Raw genomic sequence first — 15,322 nt, 5'->3', positions numbered from 1 at the left:
ATCAAGGCTGCGCCGATCACCTGGCCGATCGGTTGCTACCGCGACTTCAAAGGCGTGTATCACCTGGCCGACGACTACATCATTGTCTACACCGCCGGTCACGGTCACGAACGCACCGAAACCAAGATCATCGAGAAACTCGACTCCGACGAAGCGCGCGCGCATCTGGGCGACGAGTACGAGCGCTTCATCGAACAGCTTGAGCTTGTGCAGGGTGCCTGCCACGAGTTCAACCAGCAGGAATTCCTCGACGGTCAACTGACCCCGGTGTTCTTCGGTACCGCGCTGGGCAACTTCGGTGTTGACCACGTCCTGGACGCAGTCGTTGACTGGGCGCCACGCCCGCTGGCCCGTGTGGCCAACGAGCGCACCGTGGAGCCGGTGGAAGAGAAGTTCTCGGGCTTTATCTTCAAGATCCAGGCGAACATGGACCCGAAACACCGCGACCGCATCGCTTTCATGCGTATCTGCTCCGGCAAATACGAAAAAGGCATGAAGATGCGCCATGTGCGTACCGGCAAGGACGTGCGCATTGGCGACGCCCTGACGTTCTTCTCTTCCGAGCGTGAGCAACTGGAAGAGGCGTTTGCGGGCGACATCATCGGTTTGCACAACCACGGCACGATCCAGATCGGCGACACCTTCAGCGAAGGCGAAGCCCTGAGCTTCACCGGCATCCCGCACTTTGCGCCGGAACTGTTCCGTCGCGTGCGTCTGCGCGATCCGCTGAAATCCAAGCAACTGCGCCAAGGTTTGCAGCAATTGGCCGAAGAGGGCGCGACCCAGGTGTTCTTCCCGGAGCGCAGCAACGACATCATTCTCGGCGCCGTGGGTGTGCTGCAGTTCGATGTGGTCGCCAGTCGCTTGAAAGAGGAATACAAGGTCGAGTGCTCGTATGAGCCGATCACTGTCTACTCGGCGCGCTGGATTGAATGCGACGACAAGAAGAAGCTTGAGGAGTTTTCCAACAAGGCTGTGGAGAACCTGGCATTGGACGGCGGTGGTCACCTGACTTATCTCGCACCGACGCGGGTTAACCTGGCGTTGATGGAAGAGCGTTGGCCGGATGTGAAATTCCGGGCGACGCGTGAGCATCACTAAGCGCTGAGCTGTTTTGTCCGAAGCCCCTGAGGTGTACGCCTCGGGGGCTTTTTTGTTTGGTTTTGGGTGCATATCCGTTTCTGCGGGGGTTGCGGCTGGCGGTTTCGCCCTTACGGCGAGTCACTTTTTCAGACGCCAAAAAGTAACCAAAAGGCTGGGCCCCGGCGTTCGGCCCGCTCGCTGGGGCTCGGGGTTCCTTCGCTCCGGGATCGATCCAGGGGCATCGTCTCCGGTTTGCTTCGCTGCACCTCCTCTCGATGTGTTTGGCTGCGCCAAACGGTCGCTGCGCTCCCACCCCCGGATCAATCCCTCCACTCAGCCTGCCGACGCGGCCTGTGGATCAAGATCAAGAGCTGCAGCCGAGCTTGCGCTCATCCTGTGTAGGAGCTGCCGAAGGCTGCGATCTTTTGATCTTGATTTTGCTTTTCTGTGGGAGCTTGGCTTGCCAGCGATGGCGGCCTTACAGCCGACCATTTTCTAGCTGAGTGCACTCAGCAACTGAGCTGCCGAAAGCAGCAAAGTCAAAAGATCGCAGCCTGCGGCAGCTCCTACAGGGGGTTGTAGGGCGACTCCGTTTTTTGTGATCTCGGCATACTTGAGCGCGACAACCAGCGAGCTGGCCGTTAGTGTTTCAGGTTCACGAACGTCGCTTTGAGAGGTCAATGGAATGACGAGTCGACTGACTCACTTGTTACGACTCGATGGCTATTTCGGCGTCATGGCCTGGGTGCTCGCGGCGCTGCTGTTCATCAATCGTCTGAGCAGCATGGTCAAGTTGTTCATGGCGCTGTATCTGCGTCAGGAACTGGGGCTGGCGATTGAGACCGTTGGCTGGCTGCTGTCCGGTTACGGCGCGGGACTGTTGATCGGTTCGATGGTCGGCGGGTTGCTCAGCGACCGCTTTCCCACGGCGCGGCTTACGGCGGCGCTGTTTTTCATGTCGGCCTGGACTCTGCTGTTGTTGGGGCTGGTCACCGATGTGCCTTGGCTCGCGGCGTTGTTGCTGTTCAGTGGCGTACTCGATGGGGCGATCCGCACGCTGCATCAGCGGCTGATCATGGAGTATTGCGAAACCGCGCAACGCTCACGCGCGCAGGCTTTGAGCCGGGTCGCGCGCAACCTCGGTATGGCCGCCGCCGGCATTGCTGGCGGGGTGCTGGCGCAGACTGATTTTCGCTGGGTGTTCTTTGTCAGTGCGGCGATGACGTTGCTGGCCTTGCTGTGGTTTGTCCGCACGACATGGCGCCGTTCGGTGCTCGCACCGGAGCACTCAGCCGACAGCGCTGAATCCCCTGGTGTCCCCTATCGCGACCGGCCATTTCTATGGCTGCTGGCTGCAGCCGTTCTGCTCGGCATGGCCTTCGACACTGTCTACAGTATGCTTGGCAATTACCTCACCGATTACTACCGTTTGAGCACCGAGGTCATCGGCTGGCAGTTCGCCTTGAACGCGGTGCTGGTGGTGACCTTGCAGATTCCGCTGAGCCATTGGGGCGAGCGCTGGGGCGTGCGTGCACAACTGGTCGCCGGTTGCGTGTTGCTGGCCATCGGGCTGGGCATGTTGCCGCTGGGGTCGGGGCTGGCTTATGTCTGTTTGTCGACGCTGATCTGGACACTGGGCGAGGCGCTGTTCATGCCTCCGTTGAATGTGCTGGTCATGCAACACGCACAGGGTGGCAAAAGCGGGCAGTACTTCGGCCTGTTCTTCATGTGCTGGAGCGCCAGCGCACTGTTATCGCCAGTGCTGGGCGGGCAGATCTACGGCCAATTTGGCGGGCACAGTGTCTGGGTGGTCAGTGCCGTACTCGCGCTGGCGGCGATCCCGTTGGCGTGGCGGGCAACCCGTGCGTCCACCCTCTAAATGGCTGCACGTGCTGCTTAGCCGAATCGGTACTAGGGATTATTCGAAAGCGTTCTGCCGGGCGACGGCATTTCTATGGCTTCGATAACGTCCTATCTGGTGAACCCGGCTGATCGGAACTAGATTTCATTCAGCGCCGGATCGGCATTGGTGTTTCACCTGCACAGGATGGAATCGATCATGAAAAACAGGTTTCTACGGGTTTTACTGCTGTTGAAAGTGATGGTGATGCTGTCCCTCGGCACCGCGACGGCCTGGGCCGAGTGCGAGGATCATGATTCCCAGGCCTTTAACGGGCAGGTGGGGCACAGCGGCTTGATGTTGGCCAAGTCCGAGTCCGAGCCGGGTGATCAGGGGCAGGGCGGCAGCGAGGATGATGACGACTCGACAACCGATGAGCCGGATACCGATGATCCGGATGATGGCGACAGCCAGACGTAAGGAGTCAGCAAGCGATTCCTTCCTCCCTCCCTGCCAGATGTCAGTCAATGGTGGGGAGGAGGGCGCGCCTAAATGAAAGTAGCGTGAGGCAGGGCAGTGCTCATCCGGTCATTCGTAAGAACTTTTTCCTCGTTTCGTAGTTTTATTCCTCTTTTGATATTTCCTCGTTTTTTGCCCTCGACACTGAGATATCAGGGGATTAGCTTGGGTCAAAAAAGACTAGGGAGTGAAACGGAGTGATGTGCATATTTATACGATGCGACTCGGGCTTGCGAAAACGCAAAAGCGTGGCAATAGCAATGACCATTGAGTTCTGCGAATTCAAAATTTAAATGTGTAGTTGTGTTTCTTGACGGGGGCGAATCGTGCGTGATATTCAAGCGCTCGTTGAAACGATATGCGCAATGGAAAGCTCATTTTTCATCAGGGTTTTTAAACAATGGATTGTATAAGTGTTAGTAATCTGTCGAAGACTTACCAGGTTAAAGAGCGTGCAGAAGGGCCTTTCGGCTGGCTGACAAATCTTGTCTCTCCCCGATCTTCGGAAAAGACGGCCGTTGACGATATTTCGTTTAGTGTCAGTCAAGGTGAAGTCGTTGGTTTTCTCGGTCCCAATGGCGCGGGTAAAACGACCACGCTGAAAATGTTATCGGGATTACTCTATCCGACGGCTGGACAAGTTTCTGTATTGGGCTATACGCCACAATTGCGTAACAAGGAGTTCCTCAAGTCGATTTCGCTGATCATGGGGCAGCGCCAACAATTGATCTGGGATTTGCCGGCGATGGAAACATTCCGGCTGAATCAGAAGATATTTGAAATTTCCGATGAGCAGTTTAAACAGGTCTATGGCTACCTGGATGAGCTGTTGCAGGTTTCCCGTCTGGACAAGGCACCCGTGCGTACTCTTTCTCTTGGCGAGAAAATGAAGTGCGAACTGGTGGCTTCATTGCTCCACGATCCAAAGGTTCTATTTCTCGATGAGCCGACTATCGGACTTGATGTCGGCGTGCAAAAAATAGTGCGCTCCTTTATCAAGGACTACAGTCGCGAAAGCAATGTAAGCGTGCTTCTGACTTCACACTACATGCAGGACATCGAAGCGTTATGTGAGCGTGTCATTGTTGTTTCAGACGGCAGGGTTTCGTTCGACAACACCCTTGAGTCTTTGCGCAAACGCATGTCCAACCACCGAATCATCACGGTGGAGCTGTCTGAGACCGTGGCTGCTTCGGTGCTCGGAAAATACGGCTTGGTTCGCTCTGCAGACGGCTTCGTGCATGAGTTGATGGTCCCGGCCTCGGACGTAGTTTCCGTCTGCTCGCGGGTGCTGGCGGAGCAGGCCGTTCTGGACATCTCCATCAGTGACCCGCCTATTGAAGAGGCCTTGCTGAAGCTGTTTAACGACTCCCGGGAAGAAGCGGCCGTGCGGATTGAAGCTGCGTCCGGGAAGTGTGTTGCATGAGCCGGTTCATGACGAAAGTTGCGGGCGTTGCCCGTACCGCTCTTCGCCGTAAAGTGGCTCATCGTGCTGAGCTGTTTGTACTGGTGCTGGCTTCGTTGGTGCCATTATTCATGATGGTCATTTGGATGGGGATTGCGAAAGACGTCTCACTAGGAGGCTTCACTCCAGCCAAGTTCGCTGCCTACTTTGCGCTGGTCTTCCTTATTGGCGAGATCGTGTCCAGTACCGCGGCAGAAGAGGTCGAGAATGATATTCACTCGGGTGATATCGGAAGTTCGCTGTTAAAGCCTTTCAATATCGGCCTCTACTATTTTTTGAATGAGCTGGCCTCAGCCTTCGTCAGGGTGATACCCATTCTGTTTCTGGTCGCCGGCGTGTTTGTTTTTTCCCAAGCCGGCAACTATCTGAACATGAGCTATCTGTTGCCTGCCTTAGTGGGAGTTGCTCTGGGCTTTGCCATCAATTATTTGCTCTATTTTATTGGTGGCCTTGCAGCGTTCTGGTCGGATCAGGCAAGTGCATTTGATTTGGTGTTGACCTATATGTTGACACTGTTTGGCGGTGTGCTTGCGCCGTTGTCGCTTTATCCCGGATGGATGCAGTCGATACTTGAGTGGTCGCCTTTTCCGTACATTATCAATTTCCCTATTCGCATTATCATGGGTGAGTTGAGTGCGGAGGAATTAATCAGCGGATTAATGTTTCAGATGTTTTTGGTAATCGCATTGTCTCTGCTCGCTCGGATGATTTGGGCCGCCGGTGTCAAACGTTACTCGGTATTCGGATAATGAAAACACTAAGCGCTGTTAGAGCGCTGTTGTCCGCCAGGTTGCAAGCCAATCTGAAAGATCGCATGCCGGTATTTGTCAGTCTGTTGAATACCGCATTGCTGGGGTTGTCGGTCTATGTCGTGATCGCGATCTTTTTCGGCAATGTTGAAACGATCGGTGGCTGGAATAAAGAACAGTCGGTTGTCCTGTACGGCGCGTTCATCCTGATTCGATCTTTTGTACAAATGGTGGTGTTGCCCAACTGTGAGGCAGCCTCGCGGTTAATCGTCAGCAAAACTATCGATACCTATTTGGTTAAACCCATTGATATCCAGACGGTTCTAGCCTTTGGGCAGTTGCGTTTCTGGCATATCTTCGGGGTGTTGCTGGGATTGGGTCTGATGCTGGGCGGCAGTTATGCACAAGGCCAACTGACAGTGAGGTCACTGGGCGCTCTCTGCACTTTCATCACCCTGGCTTGCGCGCTGGTTTATGCGGTGTGGTTGAGTATCGCGAGCCTGGCATTCTGGACCAAGAAAACCGGCAACATTTCTCATCTTCTCTTCATGTTCCTGACCACCGGACGTTTTCCTTCGGGTGCTTATCCGGAGTGGATTCAGGTGGTCATCATGACGGTGGTCCCTGTCTTTTTCATCATGGAAGTGCCCGCGCAATCGGCGATGGGCATGACCTCGGGCGTTATGTTGCTGGGAGCTTTGCTGGCGACTCTCGGCTTCGCATTGTTGTCTCGATTGCTCTGGCATCTGGGGGTGAAGAAATACCTTCGGGAAGGATCCTGAAACACGCAAACGCTGAAATTAAAACCATAAGACATGGATGATATGGCCAATTTTCTCGATTTATTCACCGATCAAGTTCGGCGGAATCCGCACGCCACTGCTGCGTCCGATGGCCGCGACAGTCTGAGTTATCGCGAACTCGATGAAGTCTCCGACAGCTTTGCCCGCCAACTTGATGCCGCCTGCGTAGCACCGGGCGATATCGTCGCCATTGGCCTCGAACGGGGCCTTGGGTTTCTGGTATCGATGATTGGTCTTTTCAAGGTTGGAGCGGCCTATCTGCCACTCGATCGCGAACTGCCGCGCGACCGACGTGCGTACATGCTGGAGCAATGCAGTTGCAAATGGATGATCGCCGAGGACACCAGGCAGGCGCAGTTTGACGGCGTCGGTCTGTTGGCTATGTCGGCCCGCTTCGAGGGCATGCGCGGCGGTGAGCCCTACGAGCGGTGTGCCTTGGCGGATGACAGCCTTGCTTATGTCATCTTCACCTCGGGTTCCACCGGCATGCCCAAGGGCGCGATGGTCCATCATGCGGGTATGGTCAATCACCTGTTGGCCAAAGTTGATGATTTGGGGATGCGCAAGGCGCCCAACGTCGCGCAAACGGCGCCACAAAGTTTCGACATCTCCGTATGGCAATTTCTCGCGCCGCTGATTTGCGCAGGGCGTACAGCCATCCTCACCCGATCGGAATTTCTGGATCTTGATCGCCTGGGTGCCCGCATCGAGCAGGACGAGATCGACATCCTCCAGGTTGTTCCCAGCCATCTACTGGCTATTCTCGATGCAATCATCGTCGACACGGGCAATGCGCGGTTTGATCGGTTGACGTGTCTGGTCGCCACGGGTGAAGTGTTGCCGGTTTCCCTGGCCCGCCGCTGGCTGGCGGCCAAACCCCATGTGCCCCTGGTCAACGCCTACGGACCGACCGAGTGCAGTGACGACGTTACCCATCAAGTCATTACCGAAATGCCTTCGACTGATCGGGCGATCCCTATTGGTCGCGCTGTTCGCGGGGTGCGTCTGAGCGTGCGCGACACTGACCAGACACCACTGCCGGTCGGGGAAGTAGGAGAGCTTTACGTCGAAGGGATTGCAGTCGGCCTGGGCTACATCGGACGTCCTGATCTGACACTCAAGGCATTTGTCACCCTCGACGGGCGACGAGCCTATCGAACCGGTGATCTGGTCAGTTGCGACAGCGACGGTGTTTATCACTACCACGGTCGAACCGATGATCAAGTCAAAGTGCGTGGTCACCGGATCGAACTGAGCGAGGTCGAGTTCGGCATCTTGCGCCTGGCCAATGTCAAGCAGGCGGCGGTCGTACTGAACTCGTCCAGTACCCGTGCGTTCCTCACCGCGTTCATTGTGATCAAGGATGGGGCTGATACCGATCTAGATCGCCTGCGCCTGCAATTGCGTGAGCACTTGCCGGAACACATGATTGCGTCCGAGTTTCGGATTCAAACGTCTCTGCCGGAGACGCCCAACGGCAAGATCGACAAGAAAAAACTCACGGCCATTGCCAATGAAACCCCCGTGGCTGTGGTGAATACAGGTACTGCCGCAACCAATGGGCAGACAAGCAGTGGTCTGGATATTCTTGAGATCTGGCGGGAATTGTTGGGCAATCGGACCCTGCAACCGGCGGATGACTTTTTCCGGCACGGCGCCGACTCCATTCTCGCTCTGCAATTCATAGCGCGGGCAAAAGCCTCAGGTCAGGTGTTCACGCTGGGAGAGGTCTTTCGCAATCCGACTACCCTGGGGTTGCTCAAGGCGGCTCGCAACCGAAGCGTCGCGACAGTTCCTGCGCAGACCCCATGCGAAAACGTCCGGTCGCATTCCGTAATTGAGGCTTCGTCGTTTCTACCGATGTCACCTGCGCAAAGAGGGATTTTCGTTCAGTCTCTGCGCTCTCGGCATCGCAGTACTTACATCCTGCAGTATTCATTCCGGTTGACGATGCTCGATGGCGGGGCGGCGCTCGAAGCGGGCTGGCACAAGGTCCATCAACGTCACGAGCTGTTGCGCAGCGCCTTCATTCTCGATCCGTCCAGTCAGCCGGTTCGAGTCGTTGTCGAAGACGCTCCGTTGCGCTGGGCGCAATCCGATCTTTCGCACTTGAGCGACGGCGAGCAACGCACGTTTCTGGAAACGTTTCTTCGCGTGGAGAGACAGGCTGGATTCGTTCTGGAGCAACCAGCGCTTTATCGATTGCACTTGTTCAAGCTCGCAGACGACGAATATCAGCTTGTGTTAAGCGCTCACCACCTGATTGTCGATGGGGCTTCGATCTTTCCCTTGATGAGTGAAGTATTCGGCGGCCAGCCTGCTGCGCAGGACGCATACTCCACCTACATCGCCGACCCGGAAAAATTTCATCTGCACGCAACGGACCAGTTGTTCTGGGCCGATCTGCTCGCGCCTTTCGAGGGGCCTGTCTGTGTCTCCGACGGCTCCGATCAGCCGAGCCAGGCGTCGGTACAGCATGTGCGCTTGCGCAAACGTCTGGCGACAGATCTGACGCAGGCGATCGGGAGCCTGTGCGTGCGCACCGGGGTCAGGATCTCCGCCGTCGCCGCCACTGCCTGGGCCATGGCCTTGAATGCCGTATGCGGTGGACAGCACCAACTGTTCGGCATGATTGTATCGGGGCGGGCGGAGACGGGCGTCGGGCTGGATGATTTCGGTATGTACGCCAATACGCTGCCAATGCCCATTGCACTGTATCCAGAGGACCGTGCCGAGGTCAGCCTGCAGGACGTCAGCCGCCGTATTGCAGAGTTGCTGCGATTCGAGTCGGTCGCGATGAACGAGGTGCTGACCAGCACCCGCTCACGTTTTGCCAATGAAGCCTTTGATACCGTGCTCAACGTCGAGACACTGGCGGATTGGGCCACGCTTGAAAGTGCCGGTAACCGCGTTGAACTCACTCACGTAACGGACCTTACCGAATTTCCGTTTGCCGTCGAGGTGCTCAGCCGCGGCGATAGCGTTTCCATGGATTTCATCTGGGATCCGGAGCGTGTTTCCCGGGAACGAGCTGCGGCACTGTCCGAGCAGTTCCTGAGTGCACTGACCTACCTGTGCAATCCCGACGCTCCATTGCAGGCATGGCAAAGCTGGAAGGTGGTATCGACGGCTATTGCATCACCTGCGGTCACTCCGCCTGTGCCAATGCCGTCTGAGCATTCATCCTTTGATGCCCCCGTTCTCGCTGCTGCTCGCGAGATCATCGGCAATGACGCACTGGAATTGCACCACAACTTCTTTTCTTCGGGGGGCGACTCGATCAGTGCGCTTCAGTTGATCGCACGTCTGAGACGGGACGCCATGGCGATTGACCTGGATCGAATTTTTGCCAGTCGGTCACTTGCCGAAATCGCTCGGGCTGTCCGGTATCTGGATAACCCTCACGGCGCGCAAAGCATTCCAGCCATCGGCCCGACATCACTGGTACCGGTGCAGCGATGGTTCGCGGAGCAACCACTGGTCAATCCGAACCACTGGTGTCTGGGGACAGCCATCGAGTTGCACCGTTGCGTTCCGACGCAGACGCTGGTTGCGGCAACGCAAAAAATACTCGAGCACTATCCGGTACTCAGCGCCCAGTTCAAGGTTGGCGCCGAGGGTTATGTGCAGACCATCCCTGCGCGACCTGTCGATGGGCAGAACAGTTGCAAGGTCGTGCCATTGAGCGGCACGGTCGAGCAAGGGCTCGATGATATTCGTCAGAGCTTGAGTGACTGCCAGCAAAGCCTTGACCTGGCTGCAGGTGACCTGCTTCGCGTGGTGCTCTTCCGTACCCCCGACAATGATGCGGCTCTTTTGGTGGTGCTGGTTCACCACCTCGTGGTGGATGGTGTGTCCCTGCGTATTCTGGTTGAGGACGTTCTCAACGTATTCGCCGGAACTGCCCTCGCGACCTCCGTCACGTCGTTTCGAAGCTGGGCGCAGCAGCTCACCCGCGATGGGCAAGCCTTCAAAAGTGAGGTGTTGGCGCAGACGGCATATTGGTCCGAAGTGGTCGAGAAGATTCCCTCTGGCGCGCCCTTTGATCCGCACAAGCAGGCTTCACGCTGTGCCCGAACGGTTTCCCGGGGGGTGAGTGTCGCTCAGACCAACGCATTGGTGCGTGATGTGCCCGCCGCCTATAACACGCGCATCAATGACATCCTGATTTCAGCACTGGTGCGCGCGTTTTCCGGCTGGCAAGGCAAAAACGCCATCGCCATCAACCTCGAGGGGCATGGTCGTGAAAACGTTCTTGAAGGTGTTGATATATCCCGCACGGTTGGCTGGTTCACGTCCGTGTTTCCGGTCTGTCTTGAGGATCCGCAGGGTGAACTGGATCGGTTGATCCAGCAGACAAAACGCACGCTGGCACAGATCCCGCAACGCGGCATCGGCTATGGCTTGCTGCGTTACCTGTTTGATGAGGCATCGGTGGTTCCACGCTGCGAACCGATGGTGCAATTCAACTATCTGGGGCAATGGGACCACGTGTCCTTTGATGACCCGAATGTCTCTATGCCATCGGCTCAGGTGCTGAGTCTTGTCGATCAGGTATCGGTCGATCCGCGAAACGGACGTCAGCATGCGCTGGAAATTGAAGCGCGTATTGCCCAGGGACGTTTCGAGATTGACTGGCATTTCGATGAGGCCATCGTCTCTGCAGAGGATGTCGAGGATATTGCGTCGCGCTATTGCGCAGCGCTGGACGAGATCATTGTGCATTGCTGCCGTGCATCTCAGGTCCGCGTGCCGTCCGACTACCCTGACGCCGATCTGACGGACGATGAGTTGCGCGCGCTGATCAGTCACGCGGGTGCCGTGCCTGAGGATATCTATCCCTTGGCTCCGACCCAAAAGGGCATCCTGTTTCAGCATTTGATGAGCGACGACGATACCTACATTCTGCAGTACATCCTGGATATCCATGGCGAGATCGATCTCCGGTCACTGGAGCGAGCCTGGCGCTTGATGACTGAGCGCCATCCGATCCTGCGCAGTGGGTTCTACTGGGATGCGGTATCGGGGCCGGTGCAGTATGTGGCCGCGGAGCATCAATGCAACTGGTCGGTCATCAAGGGCAATGACGATCCGGCATTGTTCGACCGAGTGATGGAAAACGACCGCGCCCGCGGATTCGATCTCGAAACGCCGGCACTGACACGCTTCACCTTGCTGTCCGCTGACCCGAATACGCACAAGCTCATCTGGACCTATCACCACATCCTGCTGGATGGCTGGTGCGTCGCCAGAGTCATCAAAGAGCTGTTTGCCCTATACGATGACCTGATCGCTGGCGTTCAACCGGCACCCACTTTCGGTCGTGTCTATCGCGACTACATCGAGTGGCTGGCACACCAGGAACCGCGTGAGAACCGCCCGTTCTGGCGCGACTATCTGGCGGGTATCAAGCCCTGCGCGTTCATCAGCCCGCTGGCGTATCAAGCTTGCGCGGCTGTCGATCATCGTGCTTATCGCTTCACGCTGGGTCGGGACCTGTCGCGCGCTATCGAGCGGTTCTGTATTGACCATGGCGTCACCGTTGCCGTCGTCTTTCAGTGCATGTGGGCGCGGATCCTTGCGCAACACACGGGCCATGACACAGCTGTTTTCGGCTGGGCCATTTCAGGAAGACCGACCGACCTTGAAGGGGCCGCCGACATCATTGGCCTGATGACCTCGATCGTGCCTTGCAAGGTTGATGTGGCGGCTGCATCGACTATCTCGGGCGTGCGCGAGTTGCAGCGTCGCAACGCCGTCCTTCAGGAAGAAGGGCATGTCGCGATGAGCCACTTCAAGAGCGCTTCGGGCTTGGGTCAGGAGGAGGAACTCTTCAACACCGTGTTAGTGGTGGAGAACTTCGAACTCCAGGACAACCTGCCGGCCGGTGATCGATATCGTCTGAGCAACCTGCAGTGGGTCGAGCGCTCGGAGTTTGCGCTGGTGCTCGGGCTGGTTCCGGCAGACGACTTCCTGATCGAACTCAACTTCAACCACGAAAAATTCAGCGTAGCCCAAATGGCCGATCTTCAAGAAAGGATTGTTCTTGAACTGGCTCTACTGTCCTCTCTTGGAAATGGAAACCTTGAGCATGAAGCAAGTTTACAGTGCGAATCAGTTTCATAAGCTGGACAACTTTATCGGCGATGTGCCGGTATACCTGAAGCTCGAGGGGCTGAATCCGGCCGGTTCGATAAAACTCAAGACAGCCATTTCCCTGATAGAGGAAAGTGAAAAACTGGGGCATCTGTCCCCCGGGCGAAAAGTTATCGAATCCAGTTCAGGAAACCTGGGAGTCGCACTGTCGATCGTCTGTGCACAGCGGGGCTATCCGTTTACTTGCGTCACGGACCCTAATGTCAATCAGGTCAGCATCAACCTGATGAAGGCGTATGGCGCCGAGGTGATTATCTGCGAGACCCGTGATGGCAACGGTGGTTTTCTGGGCGCGCGTATTGCCCTGATCCAGGAAAAGATTCGCAAGGATCCGAGATACTTCTGGACCAACCAATATGCAAACCCGGCCAACCCTCTGGCGCACTACAACCGGACGGCACCGGAAATCTTCGAGCGGCTGCCGCAGTGCAAATGGCTGTTTGTTGGCGCTGGAACCACCGGCACCCTCATTGGTTGTGCGCAGTATCTGCGAGACAACGCCCCGAAGGTGAAACTGATCGCGGTCGATACCGTCGGCTCGATCAACTTCCAGGAAGTGGCGAAGAAGCGTTTGATCCCCGGGTTGGGGACGAGCCGGCGCCCCGAGATTCTTGATCGCGAACTGGTTGAGCACATCGAGTTCGTCGATGAGGTCGAAACGATCCGCATGTGCCGCAGCATTGCACTGGATTACGGGCTGCTGGTCGGTGGCTCGACGGGGACGGTGCTGGCCGCGGTAAAACGCCTTTGGAACCAGATCCCCGCGGGTGACGAAGTGGTCGTGATCAGCCCTGATATGGGCGAGCGCTATCTGGAAACGATTTACTCGGACAAATGGTGTGACGCCAACTTTGGCAGCCAGTTGTATCAGCACGCTCTGGTGGGCTGATGTCGACGGGGTGTGCCCGACGCTCTTCTCTTTGATTGGAAGGATCCTATCTTGTCAGAACTTCTTTTTCCGCCCGAGGGTGTTACCGAGACGCAGGTTTTTCTCGATCTCTGGCGACAGTCCGTTCAAGCGTTGGGCAATAGCCCGGCGATAGATTGCGGCGGTTACCTCTACAGCTATACGGACATTGATACGCAAAGCGATCGGGTGGCGGCGTACCTGATTGAACAGGGCGTCGCTGTGGGGGCAATGGTTGCTGTGGGCTGTCCACGGGGCAGAGACTTGCTGGTCGCGATGCTCGGTGTCATGAAAAGCGGCGCGGCCTTCTTCCTGTTTGAACACGACGCTGCCTGCGCCCGGTTGTCTGCCCAGTTTGAAATGGCTCGACCTGTCCGGGTGCTGTTATCGGACGCCACCGCCCTGACTTCGAACGCTGCGCTCGCGGGTGTGGAGGCCATTACGCTTGGCGAGGTTCTGCAATCCGCGGCAACGTCGCATTTCTCTGCTCCAGCGATATCTCCCCATGCGCTTGCCTATATCATTTTTACTTCCGGCTCTACCGGGCAACCCAAAGGGGTTCTGGTACCGCACCGCGGCATCGCGAATCTGGCCCGCCATGCACTGACCTATGGCATCGCCCGGGGAAGCCGGGTACTGATGTTTTCTCCGGTCTGCTTTGATGCGATCATTGCTGAAGTGGCGATGACACTGTTTGCCGGTGGGTGCCTGGTGGCCGTTGCGGATCACGAACTGCGGGATTTCGACGGTCTGCAGAACCTGTTGTGCCATCGTCATATCGACGTCGTCACCCTGCCTCCTTCCCTGGTGTCGCTGCTACCGACCGATCTACCCGTCAGCGTGTCCACGCTGGTGGTCGCAGGCGAGCGATGCAGCCAGGACGTGATTGCCAACTGGGCCGGAAAAACCCGGTTGCTCAACGCCTACGGCCCTTCCGAGGCAACGGTCGCGACAACCGTCAAGTTATGTCGTGCCGACACATCGCCCGCCAATATCGGTCAGGCGTTTGCCAATGTCACCGTGCATGTCCTCAACGAACAGATGGAAGAGGCCGGCATTGGCGAGGTGGGTGAAATCTACATTGGCGGCGTGAGCGTCGCGAGCGGTTACCTGGGACTGGCAGACCTGACGGCGGCACGTTTCGTCGAGGGCGCCGCCCTTGCGCCGGAGCGCTTTTTCCGCACGGGCGATTTTGCCAGGCGTAATGCCGATGGCGACATTCTCTTCGAAGGTCGCAAGGATGATCTGCTTAAGATAAACGGCAATCGGGTCGAGCTGGCCGAAATCGAAGCCTGCGTCAGGGGTTCCGGGCTAGTCCAAAGCTGCCACGCCTGCAGTATCGACGCCGGCTTGTCGGGGGTGAGAATTGCGCTGTTTGTCGTGCCTTCGACCGGCACTGAAGCCGTTGCGCTGGAGTCCACCCTGCGAGACCGGATTGCCCGTGACTTGCCCAATTACTTTATGCCTGCAGCCATCCTTGTATTGGAAGAACTGCCGCGAAATCCGGCCGGCAAGATCGATAGGGCAGCGTTGATCGCTCAATTGCAAGCCGTGCCGCAAAGCGCTGCCTGCGGGGGCGCGCTGACTCCCCATGAGCAAACCCTGGCGTTGATCTGGGCACAGATTCTCGGTCAGCCGGTTGAAGACCGCGACGCCAATTTTTTTGCCCTCGGGGGGAATTCTCTGTTGGCCATGCGGCTGGTGGCGTTGATGAAGCGCAGCGGAATTCAGATTCCGCTGAAGCGTGTGTTCGGTGCGCCGACCTTGTCGCAAATGGCATGTTTGATCGAGGCTTGAAAG

The 15,322-nt window shown here is 57.0% G+C and carries 9 protein-coding genes; all 9 read left to right on the top strand.

Going from position 1 to position 15,322, the window contains the following annotated elements; all coding sequences use genetic code 11:
• Positions 1 to 1,101: peptide chain release factor 3 (locus ACIOVB_RS14940; RefSeq protein WP_401268873.1), on the top strand; the 1,101-nt coding region annotated here is incomplete at its 5' end.
• Positions 1,102 to 1,768: 667 nt separating this feature from the next.
• Positions 1,769 to 2,962: an MFS transporter gene (locus tag ACIOVB_RS14935; RefSeq protein ID WP_401268870.1), complete on the top strand. Its 1,194-nt coding sequence runs from the start codon at positions 1,769 to 1,771 to the stop codon at positions 2,960 to 2,962.
• A 180-nt stretch (positions 2,963 to 3,142) separates the two neighbouring features.
• Positions 3,143 to 3,403 carry a hypothetical protein gene (locus ACIOVB_RS14930; protein WP_401268867.1) on the top strand — a complete coding sequence of 87 codons (261 nt, stop codon included), beginning with the start codon at positions 3,143 to 3,145 and terminating at the stop codon, positions 3,401 to 3,403.
• A gap of 439 nt (positions 3,404 to 3,842) precedes the next feature.
• The gene (locus ACIOVB_RS14925) at positions 3,843 to 4,868 is read left to right on the top strand and encodes an ATP-binding cassette domain-containing protein (RefSeq protein WP_401268865.1); all 1,026 of its coding nucleotides are present in this window, start codon (positions 3,843 to 3,845) and stop codon (positions 4,866 to 4,868) included.
• An 8-nt stretch (positions 4,869 to 4,876) separates the two neighbouring features.
• Positions 4,877 to 5,656, top strand: coding sequence for an ABC transporter permease (locus ACIOVB_RS14920; protein ID WP_401268862.1), 780 nt, complete (start codon positions 4,877 to 4,879; stop codon positions 5,654 to 5,656).
• A complete protein-coding gene (locus ACIOVB_RS14915; protein WP_401268860.1) occupies positions 5,656 to 6,438 on the top strand; it encodes an ABC-2 family transporter protein in 783 nt (260 codons plus the stop codon). The genes ACIOVB_RS14920 and ACIOVB_RS14915 overlap by 1 nt, the downstream gene beginning before the upstream one ends.
• Before the next feature lie 42 nt (positions 6,439 to 6,480).
• A complete protein-coding gene (locus tag ACIOVB_RS14910; RefSeq protein WP_401268857.1) occupies positions 6,481 to 12,585 on the top strand; it encodes an amino acid adenylation domain-containing protein in 6,105 nt (2,034 codons plus the stop codon).
• Positions 12,506 to 13,504, top strand: a complete 999-nt coding sequence (gene sbnA / locus ACIOVB_RS14905; RefSeq protein ID WP_401268854.1) for a 2,3-diaminopropionate biosynthesis protein SbnA — start codon at positions 12,506 to 12,508, stop codon at positions 13,502 to 13,504. Before ACIOVB_RS14910 ends, sbnA begins: the two co-directional genes overlap by 80 nt.
• Positions 13,505 to 13,555: 51 nt before the next feature.
• Positions 13,556 to 15,319 (top strand): amino acid adenylation domain-containing protein, encoded by a 1,764-nt coding sequence (locus ACIOVB_RS14900; protein ID WP_401268851.1) that lies wholly within the window; start codon positions 13,556 to 13,558, stop codon positions 15,317 to 15,319.
• Positions 15,320 to 15,322 lie beyond the last annotated feature (3 nt).

This window comes from Pseudomonas sp. NPDC087639, from assembly GCF_044743385.1.
Taxonomy (GTDB): domain Bacteria; phylum Pseudomonadota; class Gammaproteobacteria; order Pseudomonadales; family Pseudomonadaceae; genus Aquipseudomonas.
Note: the sequence above shows the minus strand (reverse complement) of the source record. Positions and strands in the feature narration are given on the sequence as shown.